The organism is Bradyrhizobium sp. AZCC 2176, assembly GCF_036924645.1.
Classification (GTDB): domain Bacteria; phylum Pseudomonadota; class Alphaproteobacteria; order Rhizobiales; family Xanthobacteraceae; genus Bradyrhizobium.
In genome coordinates, this window is record NZ_JAZHRX010000001.1 from 6,722,060 (window position 1) to 6,737,042 (window position 14,983).

General features: G+C 60.5%; 14 protein-coding genes and 1 pseudogene. 8 read left to right on the plus strand and 7 right to left on the minus strand.

Translation table 11 applies throughout. The features are described from left to right. Nucleotides 1–220: 220 nt before the first annotated feature. A complete protein-coding gene (locus tag V1288_RS31875) occupies nucleotides 221–379 on the plus strand; it encodes a hypothetical protein (RefSeq protein ID WP_334360788.1) in 159 nt (52 codons plus the stop codon). Nucleotides 380–1,713: 1,334 nt separating this feature from the next. On the opposite strand, the gene V1288_RS31880 is transcribed toward V1288_RS31875, so the two are convergent. Then, the gene (locus V1288_RS31880; protein ID WP_334360789.1) at nucleotides 1,714–1,878 is read right to left on the minus strand and encodes a hypothetical protein; all 165 of its coding nucleotides are present in this window, start codon (nucleotides 1,876–1,878) and stop codon (nucleotides 1,714–1,716) included. A gap of 318 nt (nucleotides 1,879–2,196) precedes the next feature. On the opposite strand from V1288_RS31880, the gene V1288_RS31885 reads away from it, so the two are divergent. Further along, on the plus strand, nucleotides 2,197–2,391 hold the full coding sequence (locus V1288_RS31885) for a hypothetical protein (protein WP_334360790.1): 195 nt from the start codon (nucleotides 2,197–2,199) through the stop codon (nucleotides 2,389–2,391). A 135-nt stretch (nucleotides 2,392–2,526) separates the two neighbouring features. On the opposite strand, the gene V1288_RS31890 is transcribed toward V1288_RS31885, so the two are convergent. Further along, on the minus strand, nucleotides 2,527–3,495 hold the full coding sequence (locus V1288_RS31890) for a helix-turn-helix domain-containing protein (RefSeq protein ID WP_334360791.1): 969 nt from the start codon (nucleotides 3,493–3,495) through the stop codon (nucleotides 2,527–2,529). Nucleotides 3,496–3,844: 349 nt separating this feature from the next. Further along, nucleotides 3,845–4,195: a hypothetical protein gene (locus V1288_RS31895; protein ID WP_334360792.1), complete on the minus strand. Its 351-nt coding sequence runs from the start codon at nucleotides 4,193–4,195 to the stop codon at nucleotides 3,845–3,847. 57 nt (nucleotides 4,196–4,252) lie between these two features. Between V1288_RS31895 and V1288_RS31900 the strand changes: the two genes are divergently transcribed. From V1288_RS31900 to V1288_RS31910, 3 genes are read left to right on the plus strand one after another with little or no spacing between them, the layout of a single operon-like run. After that, a complete protein-coding gene (locus V1288_RS31900; protein WP_334360793.1) occupies nucleotides 4,253–4,576 on the plus strand; it encodes a PilZ domain-containing protein in 324 nt (107 codons plus the stop codon). Next, complete coding sequence (locus V1288_RS31905) at nucleotides 4,551–4,847, plus strand: hypothetical protein (protein ID WP_334360794.1); 297 nt, start codon at nucleotides 4,551–4,553, stop codon at nucleotides 4,845–4,847. Before V1288_RS31900 ends, V1288_RS31905 begins: the two co-directional genes overlap by 26 nt. Nucleotides 4,848–4,882: 35 nt before the next feature. Further along, the gene (locus V1288_RS31910; protein WP_334360795.1) at nucleotides 4,883–5,932 is read left to right on the plus strand and encodes an HD-GYP domain-containing protein; all 1,050 of its coding nucleotides are present in this window, start codon (nucleotides 4,883–4,885) and stop codon (nucleotides 5,930–5,932) included. 687 nt (nucleotides 5,933–6,619) lie between these two features. Here V1288_RS31910 and V1288_RS31915 read toward each other — a convergent pair. Further along, nucleotides 6,620–7,231 carry a hypothetical protein gene (locus tag V1288_RS31915; protein WP_334360796.1) on the minus strand — a complete coding sequence of 204 codons (612 nt, stop codon included), beginning with the start codon at nucleotides 7,229–7,231 and terminating at the stop codon, nucleotides 6,620–6,622. A gap of 20 nt (nucleotides 7,232–7,251) precedes the next feature. Next, complete coding sequence (locus V1288_RS31920) at nucleotides 7,252–8,265, minus strand: TAXI family TRAP transporter solute-binding subunit (protein WP_334360797.1); 1,014 nt, start codon at nucleotides 8,263–8,265, stop codon at nucleotides 7,252–7,254. Nucleotides 8,266–8,852: 587 nt separating this feature from the next. On the opposite strand from V1288_RS31920, the pseudogene V1288_RS31925 reads away from it, so the two are divergent. The 3 genes and pseudogenes from V1288_RS31925 to V1288_RS31935 form a co-directional block, all read left to right on the plus strand. Further along, nucleotides 8,853–11,216: pseudogene (locus tag V1288_RS31925) on the plus strand (AAA family ATPase); the annotation flags it as partial. Between the two features lie 195 nt (nucleotides 11,217–11,411). Then, nucleotides 11,412–12,701: an IS4 family transposase gene (locus tag V1288_RS31930; protein WP_334356785.1), complete on the plus strand. Its 1,290-nt coding sequence runs from the start codon at nucleotides 11,412–11,414 to the stop codon at nucleotides 12,699–12,701. Beyond that, a complete protein-coding gene (locus V1288_RS31935) occupies nucleotides 12,685–13,764 on the plus strand; it encodes a hypothetical protein (protein WP_334360798.1) in 1,080 nt (359 codons plus the stop codon). The genes V1288_RS31930 and V1288_RS31935 overlap by 17 nt, the downstream gene beginning before the upstream one ends. A 141-nt stretch (nucleotides 13,765–13,905) precedes the next feature. Here the strand turns inward: V1288_RS31935 and V1288_RS31940 are convergent, their stop codons facing one another. Both V1288_RS31940 and V1288_RS31945 read right to left on the minus strand, forming a co-directional pair. Further along, nucleotides 13,906–14,322: an ester cyclase gene (locus V1288_RS31940; protein ID WP_334360799.1), complete on the minus strand. Its 417-nt coding sequence runs from the start codon at nucleotides 14,320–14,322 to the stop codon at nucleotides 13,906–13,908. Nucleotides 14,323–14,442: 120 nt separating this feature from the next. Continuing rightward, complete coding sequence (locus V1288_RS31945; RefSeq protein WP_334360800.1) at nucleotides 14,443–14,937, minus strand: hypothetical protein; 495 nt, start codon at nucleotides 14,935–14,937, stop codon at nucleotides 14,443–14,445. Between the last annotated feature and the right edge of the window lie 46 nt (nucleotides 14,938–14,983).

Below are 14,983 nucleotides of genomic sequence, written 5' to 3' on the forward strand. Positions count from 1 at the left end.
TCGCGGAAATGGACGCTAACTTGCCCGAGAGAATGCACCTCGTCTTCTTAGCCGGACTATTCCGCTGCATGCAAGGCAATACCATTCCGGGGTTTCTCCGCAGCCTTATGTTCGTGAGGCTGATGAACGATAACCGAGAGATGGCACGGAAGATCCCTTCAGACGAATTGGATCGAGGATTGCGCGAGGTGCTGCCGACGCGACAATTCCGGCAATGGCAATGGGTGCAGTGCGTTACGCGTTCGCTTTAGCCGCTGAAACCAATGGCCGCGCCGACGATGAGCAATTGGTCCGCCGACTCGCCGGTGAATTGGAGGCGCATCCCGAACTGGTGCGCATCCTCGGGCCTTTAAACCCCATGCCGGAGAGCGACTGGTGACGCTCCATCGGGCAGCCCCCGGGACGGTGAAAGGCAGTGCGGGCTTCATGACATGCCGCTCGCATTGTGGGCGCGCCGAAAAAAGCGCCCTGGAGACGCTGCCGCCAACGCCGCCGGCAGTGGGCCTGCTTGCAGGCGAAGGGTAACGAGTATCCCGGTGCAAATTGCCCGGCCTCTCATGTCGGGGCGTGATGTGGTGAAGATCAGACCCTGCTCTTTCACCAGATCACGGAGAGACAGGGCGAAGCTATGCCTGAATCCCGATTGGGCGGCGACACGCGTGACATGACGGCGCAGTGACGCGTGACGGAGCGTGATGCTTGGGCGGAACGCGGACCGATGCCCGTGCATGTTGCCCTTGGCTTTCACTTGGCACATTTGCTGCGGCGGCTGCGGCCACCGAGGTGAAGCGGTCGCGCCGCTCTCCGATCTAGTCTAGCGACAAGGCAGCTGCGCTGCGGCCGGTGCGGTCACTGGCAGGCCTTCGCACCGGAATCCATCCTAGCGCCTGTGCGCAGCCGGCGGTCCAAGCGGTCGCGGGCAGACCCGCCTGGTGTACTGGAGCGATGCGAACCCCGGTAGAGATCGCGGCGCAGGAAGGCCCGATCACCGGGTCGTCACCGGACCCGGTGCTCAACGATCGCGTGGATACGTCTTTGCCAAGGTTGCCTAACCGCCGGCCTTCAGGCGGCGGCGTTCAAGCGGTCAATGGTTTGCTGCAGCCGTGCGATCATCGCACGTTCGGCCTCGATCGTGTGCCGGGTGGTGTCCACCTCCGGCGGACCAATATCACCGGTCGACATTTCGCCGGATTCCAATCGCCGGATTCGGTCGTGAGCCAAATCAATGAGGTCTTGAAGCTGCTTCTTCCAATGAACGGACATGGCCTGCAATGTGTGGTGGTCACTATCGCAGTAAGCGTGGGGCCGATTCCCTAACGAACTATTGCTAATTGCGTGGCCCGACTACCCGGGACAATCCTGGTTGACAGCCACGCCAGATCGGGGCGCCATTTGCCCCGATGGCGGGTCGACGGTCGACCCGCATTCTTGGCTAGGTTCGCATGCAGGCAGACACGCGCGCCAGAGACCACAATTGCGGGGGGTCTCGCGAGAAAGCCCTCGAACTTCTGGAGAAGGAAGAGCCGTCACGCAGCCGAGGATCGACCAAGTATGGCGCCGCCCGGCAGTTTTGCCCTGTGAAGATTGCCCGCCTGCGCAAACCTCTGCGAAACTCGAGAAGCTGGCGAAACGCTCCCGCTGATTGATCAGGTTGTGGCCGACGCGTTACCGGGGAAACCCAGCAACGCGCCATATGGATCATTGCATGATTTCTCAGGCGATTTCGGGAACCCGCCTCATTCCCAATTCGAGCGTTCGCTTCTTGGCGGCGGCCGGTGCGGTGGTAGCGAGCACCTGCTCGATCATTTTGAGGAATGCGAGCCGCTTCCTGATCTCGGCGGCTTGGCGCTCGATGCTCTCGGCCATGGGTTCGATCAATCCAACCATTTTCGCGCGTCGGCTTGGGTGGCGAGCACTCGCAAGGACGACTTGGAAATAAAATGACCTGCATCTAAAGCGTGACCTTGCAACCCGGTCTATCCGGGAAAATGCGGAAAAGGAAAGACCAAGCGCATTCGCCAACGGCCGGGATCGAGCGCGGCCAGCTTGCCGTTGTGGTTCGGGCCCCGCTGACCGAAGAGGCACCGTTAGTGCCCTACAGAAACCAGTGGCCCGATTCATGCCTGGCCCCGGAGCGCGAGCGCGGGAGATTTCTGTTTTTCAGCACCAATTTTGAGTTGTTGTTGGGAGTACAACATGATTGACGAGAATCTTGCTCGGCTTCGAACACATCGCAGCAACATTCAGCGCTATCGCCATTTGCTAGAAACCAGCCTGACGGACCTCGAACGACAGTTTATTGCCAAGCGCCTTGCGGAAGAACAGTCGGCCATCGAAACGCTCTCTGCGAGTATGCCAGCAACCCCATCCAAGGATCCGCACGCAGCCTAACAGCAAGCTTTTAAAGCGGCTCCGACGACGCACTTCCGAACTCGGTTTCTATCGATATTCTTTGGATTGCTGATGGATGGCCGCACCACGGCCCCAATCGGTCGCAACGATTGGCGGCACGGGGACACGGGAGAGTTAGCGGAGTTCCCACGTAGATTTGGCCAGAGTTTCTGAAGGCGACTCGCCAAATTGCGAACGATAGCTCCTGGCGAAATCGCCCAGGTGCCAAAAGCCGCAGGCAAGTGCGCACGCCTTGACGCTGCCCGTCCCTGCCAGCAGTCGTTGGCGCACGAGCCATAGCCGTCTCAAGCGCAGATATCGATGGAGGCTCATTCCCTGGTATCGCTGAACCGCATCGTGCATGGTTCGCACCGAGACGCCGACATGTCGCGCAAGGTCTCCGCTGTAGACCGGACGTCCGATGCTACCGGACAAGACTGCCTGGATATCCCGGTAAACTTTGAAATGCCCGATGGAGTTCGCGCGAGAGGTCCACTTTGCCTGAACAACGTCGGCGAATGCGGCATCGATAGCGGCAACCAGGGACTCGCGCATCGCGGAGGAAGCGTGGCCGACTTCGGAGGCATTGAAGTCCGACGAGTTTGATAGGATCTGCTTCACCTGCTCGCGGAGCCGATAATGCGCAGATGTGCTCGTTTCAAACACCTTCCAATTCGGACTCGCCTGGGGCCACCCACGATCTTGCATTTCCTGCGTGAAGATAACCGACGTGAACTGTCGCTCGGTCCGTTCGACCGTGGTGTATGCAGCACCATTACGTCCGATCACGATAGCCGACCGGTCTCTTTCGACGCCGTTGAAGCGGATCGGCGAACCATCGTCCATCGAAAATCCGACGGCGGTGCAATTTGGGGCAAGGTGGCCTTCCGCAATTCGCGGGAAGGACTGAGCGAAATTGATGTCGCAACCCGGTAGATTCAGGATGGTTTGCGCAGCCGAGATTCTCCGCACGAGAGGGGTGAATTCCACGGCCAGATTTCGCACGGCAGTTCGATACTGATCAATGTCGCTGAAGCGGAATACTTTTGGCGCGAGTGTTGGCAGAGCGTCGCTGTTCATCAGGCAATAGGCGTTCGCAACCACGGTCGGGTCGGCAGTATATCATTGACTCCCGAACGGAGTTTGACGTCCGTCAACGTCTGACCCCCCGGAATATTACGGATAGCGTCAGGCCGGCGGAAAAAGAACGGCCTCAGCATCTTCTCGGGGCTGCCGAATTTCGACACTGTTCGCACCGAATTTTCGGTACCAGACCACCATCACTGCCGAATACATAACCCTGCATTAACTACTATAGCGTGATCATTCCACCACTTGCACGGGCATTCAACAGCCGACTAGCGCAGCCTGGTTTCTTACCGCCTGCGCAAATCTAGCCAGAGCTGGGCTGTCCGAGAGGTGCGCATGCGTGTGGTTTTCGAGTTTTTTGTCATTAATTTTTTTTACGCTTCCTACAAAACGAAGCGCCCGATTGCGGTAATTGCGAATGTCCACGGTCCAAAATTTTCATCGGCTTCACCACGGGAAACCCCAAGCAGACCGCTCGCGTCGGAGACCATTTGATGCTCTGACCCACGTCGCGGCGCTGCTGTCGAGCGTTGAGGGTCTGCAGATTGACACAAGGGAGGATTTGCGCCGCGCCATCCTCGTTCTTGATCTCGCAAACATGTGCATCCAAGTGTTCATCGGACAGATCGGGAGTGGTGCAGCCAAAGAACATTTGCTGGCGCAGTCCGCGAGGATCGATCACCTCATTGAAGCTGCGCGTCGCGAGGCCGCGCATTTCCGAGTTCCAATATTGCTCTAGTTAAACTTGATGCCTTTACTCCAGGGAATTGCGATGAGGTGGAATAATCGAAAGACAGCCCGCGTTCAGTTTGAACACAAGCACCTCGTCAACCTCATGGGTGTTGATGGGACATGGCGACGAACTTGCACCCTTCTCGACGCTTCTGAAACCGGCGCCAAGCTTGAGGTAGAAGGCTCTACCGACGCCCTCAAGACAGAAGAATTTTTCCTGGTTCTATCCTCCACCGGTATGGCATTTCGCCGGTGCGAGTTGGTTTGGGTCAACGGGCCACAGGTAGGCGTGCGGTTCGTCACTGAGAAGACAAAGAAGAAAAACTACCCGAGCAAGAATGACCATTCCGTTGGTGCGCAGTAAGTCAACCTTGCAGAATCAGACCTTGGATGACCGGCGATCTCACATGCAGCTAGTCTCTTCGCGAACGATCTCCTTCATCGATGTCCCCTCTCTCGCAATTGTTGAGGCCAAAGAAGTTCTATTTCATGACGAGGGAAAGGGCTTTCTCCTCTATCTCTCCGGCGGAGACTTGTCGTCAACGGCCGAAGAGCGAGTCGTGTTCCTGGAATTACGGGAGGCGCTGATCTGGTTGAACGAGCCCCCTGAGGATCAGGGATCGTTTTGGCCATGAAGACGCGCAAGTAAGCCGCTCAACGGACGGCCCTCATGTTTGTGCATATTCTGGCTGATGATGCCGCCAAGCTATCCGACCTTTGCAGCATCCTTGACCGCAGATGTCGCGTAGCAGCGGAACGGCTCGATGTCGACGCAAAGCTCTCGCAGGCGCCTCACGCTATGGTTGTCCGGGCCGATCTACGTATCGTCGAAAACATCGCGGCTCTCAAGAAGAGGAGTGCCCGCATGGCCAAGGTCCCAAAGCGCATATTCCTCGTCGAAGAACCGTCTCACGCCTGCATCTCGCAGGCCTATGCCCTGGGAGCCACGCTCGTTCTACCGAGCACAATCAACCAGTCCAGATTGCTCGCCGCATTGGCCGATCCGGCTGGACCAGAACGCGCCTCGTCAACCGCCGCGTCGCGGCACGACAACACGGTTGAGGTCGCGGCTACCGCCATTGGATCGATGTTCACCGCGGTGTCGTTGGGCGAGCCGATAGATGTGATCGGGACGAAAGAAGCTGGCAGGAAAATCGCCGATCGCATCACAGAGCGCGGGCTCACTGAATGGCTCACGACCGTGCGGCGCCATCACGAAGGGACCTACCAGCACTGTCTTCTCGTTACCGGTGTGGCCATCGACTTTGGGCTTAGCCTGGGACTGAGGAGCACCGATCTTGAGCGGCTGTACTCTGCCGCCATGTTTCATGATATCGGCAAAGCAACCATCCCGCTGGCGATACTGGACAAGCCCGAACGGCTGGACGTCGAGGAGCGCGCACTTATCGAGACGCATCCGGTGGCGGGATACGATTTCCTGAAAACTCACACAGGTATTTCCGCTGAGATCCTGGATGCTGTCCGGCATCATCACGAATATCTCGATGGCAGCGGATATCCGGATGCGCTCTGTGCCGAGGGTATCACTGATATCGTTCGAATGCTGACCATCTCCGATATCTTCGCCGCGCTGATTGAGCACCGGCACTACAAGCCCACCATGCCTCGGGCGGAGGCCTACAGCATTCTTTCCAGGATGGAGGGAAAGCTGGAAAAGCCCCTCCTGGCTGTGTTCAAGGAGGTCGCACTGACCAGGTAGCCGAGCATTGACCGTGGGTCACCGAAACTGGCTAAACCCACCGACGTTGATCGCGCGCTTGAGCCCAAAAAAGTGCGACTGCAGCCGCGGTAAAGCTTGCAGGTTCTGGTCCTATCGGAAACAAGGCTTTTCGCGACTAGCCCAAAGCAGTATACTACTTCTATTGCACTTTGTTTGTTGGGTTGGGGACCTATTATGTTGGATGACGAATTTAAGAGACAGCGCGCCCAAACTGTACGCGATCTTGCAGAGAAAGCCGACCCATTCATCAAAAGGCGTCTTCTTGATCTCGCAGCGAGATATGAAGACAACGGCCAGCTCTCTCATGTCACCAAGACACCAAACGACCTGCAGTTCGTTAGCCATAGCAACGACGGTTCGGAACGTTAAGCCGGAAAGGCGGGCCGCGGCGACGCCATGTGCCGGCTAGTAGGGCTGGGTTGAAGGCGAAGGGAAAATGAGCGCAGCGGACAAACTTCATCAATTCGCAGAAATGTTAGCCGCGGCGTCGTCTAGAGCCCGCGTGGCCGAACCTTCACAGATCAATCCAATTGCCACGGAGAACACTACCGTCGATGGTGCCGCGGTAAAGCTTGAATCTGCCGTGGCTGCAGCTACCCCTGAGGCTGGACGCGAAAACGACGCCGATTCTGATGTCCAGCCGCCACTAGGCGTACGTTGCGCGCGTTATTTGGCAACACGCGCTTCCTCCTTCCTGGTCACATGCCAGATCACGACGTGGTAATGCGGCACGTCCACGCCGGGGTGACCCGGGTTGAAGTAGAGGCTGACGTGGTCGAGCGCTGCGCCAGCGAACCCCGGCGCCTCCAATAGCTTGCGATCGTCGATGTCTCTTGTCGGGACCATATACAGGGTCGCCATCAAGCGATCCTTGCGGTCGAAGCACAGGAATGGTCCGAGCGGCAAAGTTTCGGGCTTGACAAAGAGGATGCCCAGGCTGGGAAAGAACTTTGGGAAGTTCACGAGGTCGCTAACGCGCTTGTATCCGTTCTTTTCGGCAATCTTCCGCTGATTTGGAGGCGGACGAACGACCTGGTGCTTCCTGCGCGCTTTGCCGCCTCTGTGAGCGGCTGTTTTGGGTTTTCCGACCTTGTCGGCCGTTTGCACCCTGGTCGGTGCGAGCACCTGCGGTGCCGCGGGTTGGGCTGGACCAAATTGGGGTTGACCAAACTGCGGCTGGCCAAACTGGGGTTGGCCAAATTGGGCGGCAGGCTGCCTCACGTCGGCGATCAATCCGAGCAACGCGACTAGAGCTGCGGTCACCAGCGCATTGCGCATCTTGATTTCCCAATCTTTGCTCACCTGCCCTGCTGGCGTTCTCGCCACCGCATGAAGTCCTGGAACAACTCTTCGCGGTCCGGCGGACTGCTGGTTGGCTTCTGCTCGAGGAAGCGGCCGAACGCCTTGCGAAGCGCGGCCTCTCCGCCCGATTGCCGCTGGAGCCAGCGCTCTGCCGGTCGAAATCGTCGCCAACCAGGGAGCACCTCATGCAAATTCACCTCTCGCCATTTGGGATGGTGAGCGTCGCCGAGAAATTCAGGAAACCGCGAGAACAACGTGTCGACAAACAATTCCAGGAGCTGAAACCGCTCGCTACGGGTCGGCCAGTTGTAGGCGAAAAGAGCGCATTTGATCGCGATCGTGTCGACGCTTTCACCGGTCCCAACGATGTTTGGGTAATCCTCGCGGCGGAAGGTCGATGGCAAATAATCTTGCTGCAGTGCTTTGGAATAGGGAATCGGCAGCAAGTGAATGCCATCAGCTTGCGCGTAGCGGGCCAGGACGTTGACCGGTTTTGCCGAAACCAGCAGGCTGGCGAAGATTTGCCCCCTCCTCATTCCATCCAGCGCGGCGTCTAGCCCTAGGTTCAACTCGCTGATCTTCACCTCCAGACGGTTGAGTACCTCACGGCCAAGCACAGCGGCAGCACTGCCTTCTTCGCCGAGATTCACCCTCTTTCCCTCAAGATCTGCCAGGCTCCTGATCTCAGACCGCGTGAGGAGATGGAACTCTTCGACAAAAAGTGGGGTGATGTAGACGAGCTTGTTCTGGATGTCTGCGATCGTCCTTGTCTCCCGGAGCCGGTCGACCAGGACGACAGGCGCGATCGCCATGTCGGCCCCTGCTAGCGTAAGCACGTCCAGGATGTTGCGGATGCGACCGTTTCCCACCATTGGCAGCACCCGCAACGCGACCTCGCCGCGAGGACCGGTCTCCTGGCCGCTTGCCAGCGTGGTCGCAATGTCTTGAGCTATGGCGAACTCGGTGCTTTGCGGCGGACCGGTTACCAATCCCGCGGTGTACGGGCTCACAGCTATTCCGGCTTCCTTCCTGGGAGGACTTTCCTTCGGCGCAGACACTTTGGCGGGTTCACTCGAAGAAACGGATGGTCGGGTTTGGGCGAGGACCCCCTGGGCCTGTTGGCCGAGCCAAGCCGCTGCAATGAATGCGATCAACAAACCGACCCGCACCGCTCCGCAGGCCCTCATTGTTCACACCTGTTCGATAGACCGGCCCTCCCCTGGGCGTGACGTTCGCTCACCGTCGCCGAAAAAGCTTGAGCCGACATCGTCATCCCGCCAGGTCAGAAGCACGACCGGCGGAAGGGATTTGCTTCGCTTTTCCAACGCGCCTAGAGCAGCGGCGTTCCTTTGTCGGGGATGCCTGCGGCCAACGGTCCGCGTCCGTTCTGGGGTCATTCGCGTCGGTTTCACCGGGTCGCGATCACGTCTCATCTACCCGAAAAGCGGACTATTTCAGGGGCCGTCGGCATGTCTCAAAGGTGCCAGCAACTTTCCTTCACATGCAGTCAGCTCGTGGCGTTTCCCGGTGCCCTCCCGGCCATTTTGCAGTAGTCTGACAGACGTGGTGCTCTGAAGATGCGAACCGGGAGGAGCCCATGGATGTCGCGGCCTGGCTGTGTGGTCTGGGGCTGGGACAGTACGAACAGGCGTTCCGGGAGAACGACATCGATGCCGAGGTCCTCATCGACCTCACGGCCGAGGATCTGATCGGGCTCGGCGTCGCCTCGATCGGCCATCGCCGCAAGCTGCTCGCCGCCATTGCCAACCTGCGCGCCGGCTCAATTTCGACGGTCATCCCTGCCACGGCCGCACCCGCCGCTGTCGCCGGGAAAGCCTCGCTTGCACCCGAGGCCGAGCGCCGCCAGCTCACCGTGATGTTTGTCGACCTGGTCAACTCGACCGCGCTCGCGGCGCGACTCGATCCGGAGGAAATGGCCGAAGTCCTGCGGACCTATCACAGCGCAGTGGCAGGCGCGATCGCGCGGTTCGAAGGGCACGTGGCGAAGTACATGGGGGATGGTGTGCTGGCCTATTTCGGCTATCCGCGCGTCCATGAGGATGAGGCCGAACGCGCAGTGCGGGCCGGGCTCGCGGCGGCCGCGGCGGTGCACAGGCTGGGATCGCCGCATGGCGAGGCGCTGGCGGCCCGAGTCGGGATCGCGACCGGCCCGGTGGTTGTCGGCGAGTTGATCGGCGAAGGCGCGGCGCGCGAGGAGACGGTGGTCGGCGACACGCCGAATCTCGCGGCGCGGCTGCAAAGTCTGGCCGAGCCGGGGACGGTGGTGATCTCCGCCCGGACCCGGGAGCTCATTGGTGGGCTGTTTGAGCTCGCCGAGCTCGGCATGCAGATCTTGAAGGGATTTCCCGTTCCGGTGCGGCCATGGCGCGTGGTCGGGGAAGGCAGCGCCGAGAGCCGGTTCGAGGCGTTGCACGGCGAAGGCCTGACGCCGCTGGTCGGTCGCGAGAATGAGATCGGCCTGCTGCTTGAGCACTGGGAGCGGGCCAAGGAGGGTGAGGGCCAGGTGGTGCTGCTGGCGGGCGAGCCTGGCATCGGCAAGTCGCGCCTCGTGCGGGCGCTGCGCGGGCGACTTGAGAACGAGCCGCATATCGCCTTGGGCCACTACTGCTCACCGCACCATCAGACCAGCCCGCTCTATCCGGTGATTGGGCATTTGGAGCGCGCGGCGGGCTTCGTCGCGGATGATCCTGCCACAACGAGGCTCGATAAGCTCGAGGCGCTGCTTACGCTATCGACCGATGATGTCACCACGGTGGCCCCGCTGCTCGCGGCATTGCTGTCGCTCGAGACGGATGCGCGCTACCCGCCGCTCGATATGAGCCCGCATCGGCAGAAGGAACGGACGCTCGAGGAGCTGGTCGACCAGGTCCTAGGGCTCGCAAGGCGCCGGCCCGTCCTCGCCCTGTATGAGGACGTGCACTGGGCAGATCCGACCTCGCTCGAGCTCCTCGATCTGTTGGTCGACCGGGTGCAGGGCGCCCCCGTGCTCGCTCTCATCACCTTCCGGCCCGAGTTCGCGCCGCCTTGGACGCGCCATGCCCATGTCACGGCGCTGACCCTGAGCCGGTTGAGCCGCCGGCAGGGCGCGGCCATGGTCGCGCGGCTGAGCGGCGGCAAGGCACTGCCGCCTCCGGTGCTCGACCAGATCGTCGCCAAGACGGACGGCGTGCCGCTGTTCGTCGAGGAGCTGACGCGGACCGTGCTGGAGACCAATCTGCTACGCGATGAGGGCGACCACTACTCGCTCGCGGGGCCGCTGCCGCCGATGGCGATCCCAACCACGCTCCAGGAGTCGCTGTTGGCGCGGCTCGACCGGCTGGCCCCGGCCCGGGAGGTTGCCCAGGTCGCGGCGGCGATTGGCCGGGAATTCTCGCACGAACTGCTCGCGATTGCCGCGGCGCTGCCGGAGAGCGACCTGCAGGCGGCGTTGGACGACCTCGTCGGCTCGGGCCTGGTGTTCCGGCGCGGGACGCCGCCTCAGGCGACCTACAGCTTCAAGCATGCGCTCGTGCAGGACGCCGCCTACGCGACTCTGGTGCGCGCGAAGCGGCAGCGCTTGCACGCCCGGATCGCCGGCGCGCTCGAGCAGCATTTTCCGGAGACGGTGCAGGCGCAGCCCGAACTTCTGGCCCACCACTATATGGAGGCGGGGCTGGCCGAACCGGCGATCGACTATTGGCTGAGGGCGGGACAAACAGAGATCGCGCGCTCGGCCACCGCAGAGGCGATCACGCAACTGAGCAAAGGGCTCGAGCTGATCGCTGCTCTCCCCGACGACGCCGCACGATCGCGGCGGGAGCTCGAACTGCAAGTCGCACTCGGTGTCGCCCTGATGGCTGCGAAGGGCTGGGCCGCACCGGAGGTCGGGCGGGCCAACGCACTGGCCCGAGACTTGTGCGAGCGCCTCGGCGACACGTCGCGGCTCTTCCCTGTTCTCTATCTAGTTGATGCACACATCGTGGCTGCGACTGAATGACTCGGCCTTTTGATTTGGCCTTCCGTAGGGAGAAGTTAGTGTGATTCTATGTCTGGCACTTCGATTCTGTTGAGGTGCCAAGATGTTGAACGAACAATTCAGGCTTGGTCGGTTCGGGGACGGTCGTCTCGATAAAGGGGGGCGGCCCTGCTCGAAGGAATGGTCACGCGCGCCAGTTCGTGCTTGCGGCGAGTGGCGGAGGGTGATCGGGCCAAGATCGTCCAATTCGGCCGATTTCTCGCCAATGAGAACGTGACCCTGGAAGCGCTGCTCGCAGGCTGGGGGGAACAAACGGCCGTTGCAGTGGCTGGCCGGCACGTGCTGGCGATCCAGGATACAAGCGAGATCAACTTTAGAACCAAGCCCGAGCGCCGGCGCGGGCTGGGTGAGATCGGCAAAGGGACCGGCCACGGTTTGCTGTTGCATGCAATGGCCGCGGTGGATGCCGACAGCGACGCATGTCTGGGTCTGGTTGCCGGCAAGATCTGGACGCGCCAGGGCCGGGTAACGGTGCCGCATGACAAGCGGCCGCTGGAGCAGAAGGAATCGGAGCGTTGGATCAGCACGGCCAATCGGGCCAAGCAGGTATTGTCTGCGGCCGCGAGGGTCACGGTGATCGACGATCGCGAGGGCGATATCTATGCCAAATGGGCGAGCGTATCGGCCTCAAACTTCCATCTGCTGACGCGGAGCATGCATGATCGCCTGCTGGCGGACCGGGCGAGCATGTATGCCACCACCGCCAGCTGGCCCATCATCGACACCGCGACCATTGATGTTGTGGCGCGTGCCGATCGACCCGCCCGGCAAGCCAAACTCGTGCTGCGTTTCGGTCGGGTCACCCTCAAAAGGCCGCAGAACGCATCGTTCGATTTACCCAAGACAGTCGAGCTTACTCTGGTCGAGGTCGCTGAAGTCGATCCGCCAGCAGGCGTCGAGCCGCTGCATTGGTACCTGCTGACGACCCATGACGTGAGCGATGTCGCGTCCGCCTGGCAGATCGTCAATTGGTACAAAAGGCGCTGGATTATCGAACAGCTGTTTCGCCTGATCAAAACTCAGGGTCTCCAGCTCGAGGACAGCCGGATCGAAACGGCCGATCGGCTGCTCAAGCTCACCGCGATTGCCGCCAAAGCTGCCGTCATGATCCTGCAGCTCGTTCAAGCGCGCGACGGACGCAGCACCGAGCCAGCCAGCAACGTGTTCAATGAAGAGCAGATCAAACTCCTCGCCGCGCTTGCCACCAAATACGAGGGCAGGACCGCACTCCAAAGCAATCCACATCCCCCGCAAAGCCTGGCTTGGGCCTCATGGATCATCGCTCGCCTCGGCGGATGGGACGGTTACCCACGCACCAAACCGGGACCCATCACCATGCGGCACGGCCTCCAATACTTCTTGGGCGTGGCGGCGGCGTGGGAGACCCTCAAAGATGTGCGAATCAACTAGTGTTCTCTATGGGGAGTGGGTTTTTCACGTCGTGAGGGCGGAGCTCGAGGCCGGTCGAACTGCAGGCGAGGATTTACTCCGCCGCGCCCAGGAACAGAACGATGCTGCCGCCGAAACCATTGGCAACCGCATCGTCGGAACCGCTGAATTGCTTCGCGGCGAGTTAGTGGCTGCTCGCACCCATCTGGAGCGGACGCTCGCTCTCTACGATCCGGCCGCCCATCGGTCGCTTGCCTTCCTGTTCGCGCAGGATCCAAGCGTGGCGGGACTGTCCGTTCTGTCCTGGGGACTGTTCGCCCTCGGCTATCCCGAACAGGCCCAGGCGAGGAGCGAAGAGGCACTGACAGACGCGAAGGCGTTGTCCCACCGCAACACCCTCGGCTATGCCCTGCTTTACGGCTGCATCCTGTCGCAGCTCCGCCAGGACCACGACGAGGCCCGAGATCGGGCGAATGCGCTGATCGCGCTTGCAGCCGAGCAGGACTCCCCACACTTCCTCGGAGCCGGCATCGTTATTCGCGGCTGGACGCTGGGCGAGGCTGGGGATTTTGGGGCTGGTATCGCGCAGATCCGAGAGGGACTTGCGATGTGGCAGGCCACCGGAGCGGGCTTCCTGGTGCCCTATTTCCGAAGCCTGCTTGCTGAGCTCCACGGCCGGTCCGGCGCTGTGAACGAGGGCTTGGATCTTGTTGGCGAAGCGCTGGACCGAGTGGAAGAAACCGGCGAGCGGTGGTTCGAGGCCGAGCTCCATCGGATGATGGGCGAGCTGATGCTGCTACGGCCGAGGTCCGATCCGACCGCCGCGGAAGCGCGGCTCGTCCATGCGGCGGAAACGGCGCGCCAGCAAGGCGCCAAGCTGTGGGAGTTGCGCGCGGCGACACGCCTTGCAGAAGTTTGGAGAGAACAGGGTCGGCGCGGCGAGGCTCACGACCTGCTCACCCCGCTCTATAGCCAGTTCACCGAGGGCTTTGGGACACCGGATCTGCAGGCTGCCAGAGCACTACTTCGAGAGAGCACTGCCAGCTCGGAGCCGAAGAACCCGATCCCAAACACCAGTCGTTGATGCTGCATACGAGCATGGCAGGTCTCTTGGCCAAGTCGCCTGGACGGGAATCTCGCCGGCTTCAATAGTAGCGTGAAGCCGCCCGCCTCTGAATCACCCAAGTCACAGAACCATACGTGTCCACAGTTCGAGCGTTGCCCCTCAAACCCAGCCGAGTTGCTTTAAAGCCATGCCAGAATGCCAGATCTTCGTCACGTGGCTGATCTTGTCGTCGGTGAATTGTATCACGTAGACGTAGTCTGAAGTGGTTTTTTTGCCGGTTGGCTCACACGGACCACCGGGACCGGTATGAGTGCCTGAAAAGATGGCATAGGCAGCGACGTTGTTTCGTTCAGTATCGGTAGCGAAGGATTTCACCTCGTAGCTGCTGTCCGGCATAGCGGTTGTTACCCCCCTCATCCAATCCGCGTATTCCGCAAGCGTTTTAATATCTGCAAGCGGTTCGGCTTGAGCGGCGAAGGTCGCGTTTGGAGCACAGTAAGCCTTGCAGATTTCCCAGCCCTTTCCAGTCTCGCAGGCGGCAAAGAAATCGTTGGCAATTGCCGTGATCGATGCCATGAGCGGTTCTCCTTGGTATTTATTGCAGACTTGGCTTGAAATGAACTAACCGAGGGACTTCCACGTTAACGCCGCGCAATCGTGGTCCCGATTTACCTAAGTTTTGCCGGGCCCGCCGCGTTACTCGTTCACGCACAACTCGCCGCGGGCGTGCGATTCAAATCCGCCGCCTTGCCGGCCGATGCCGGTGAGAAAAATGAGCCGGCCGGTGGAGTTGCTAAATCGATCGGTTCCCTTGACGATCCTATCCAGTTGGCTGAAGGCCAGCGACTCAGTGTCGTAAATGCCAGCAGTGGTGGTTGTGATTGTCCCGCCTTTTGCCGTGACGACCACCGTTCCCACGTAAGATTGCTGTGTTTTTGGCAACGAAGGCAGTCCTGCCGTTTCGGCCATTCCGTGCGCCGTGAAAAACCACGTTGCGCCACCTAGAGCGGGCTCATTACTCATCACTGTTCCGACGGTGCAAAGGTCGATCTGGCTTGAGCAACCTTCTTTGGTCATCTGAAGCGCAATTGTCGCCTCAAAGTTTCGGCACTGCGCGGGCTGTTGTGCGCAGCCGGCGCTCGTCGAAAGTGACATTGCAAGGATCAGGGTTGAAAGAAAGGCGATTTTCATCATGCCCTCCTTTTCTGCTGGATGTGCACTCTACATCTGATTGGAG

Excerpts from the sequence above, each read along its gene's own strand:
- V1288_RS31895 (WP_334360792.1), bottom strand. The coding sequence starts at position 4,195 with ATGCGCGGCCTCGCGACGCGCAGCTTCAATGAGGTGATCGATCCTCGC.
- V1288_RS31930 (WP_334356785.1), top strand. The coding sequence starts at position 11,412 with ATGGTCACGCGCGCCAGTTCGTGCTTGCGGCGAGTGGCGGAGGGTGAT.
- V1288_RS31945 (WP_334360800.1), bottom strand. The coding sequence starts at position 14,937 with ATGAAAATCGCCTTTCTTTCAACCCTGATCCTTGCAATGTCACTTTCG.
- V1288_RS31915 (WP_334360796.1), bottom strand. The coding sequence starts at position 7,231 with ATGCGCAATGCGCTGGTGACCGCAGCTCTAGTCGCGTTGCTCGGATTG.
- V1288_RS31940 (WP_334360799.1), bottom strand. The coding sequence starts at position 14,322 with ATGGCATCGATCACGGCAATTGCCAACGATTTCTTTGCCGCCTGCGAG.
- V1288_RS31885 (WP_334360790.1), top strand. The coding sequence starts at position 2,197 with ATGATTGACGAGAATCTTGCTCGGCTTCGAACACATCGCAGCAACATT.
- V1288_RS31910 (WP_334360795.1), top strand. The coding sequence starts at position 4,883 with ATGTTTGTGCATATTCTGGCTGATGATGCCGCCAAGCTATCCGACCTT.
- V1288_RS31905 (WP_334360794.1), top strand. The coding sequence starts at position 4,551 with ATGACCATTCCGTTGGTGCGCAGTAAGTCAACCTTGCAGAATCAGACC.
- V1288_RS31900 (WP_334360793.1), top strand. The coding sequence starts at position 4,253 with ATGAGGTGGAATAATCGAAAGACAGCCCGCGTTCAGTTTGAACACAAG.
- V1288_RS31935 (WP_334360798.1), top strand. The coding sequence starts at position 12,685 with ATGTGCGAATCAACTAGTGTTCTCTATGGGGAGTGGGTTTTTCACGTC.
- V1288_RS31875 (WP_334360788.1), top strand. The coding sequence starts at position 221 with ATGGGTGCAGTGCGTTACGCGTTCGCTTTAGCCGCTGAAACCAATGGC.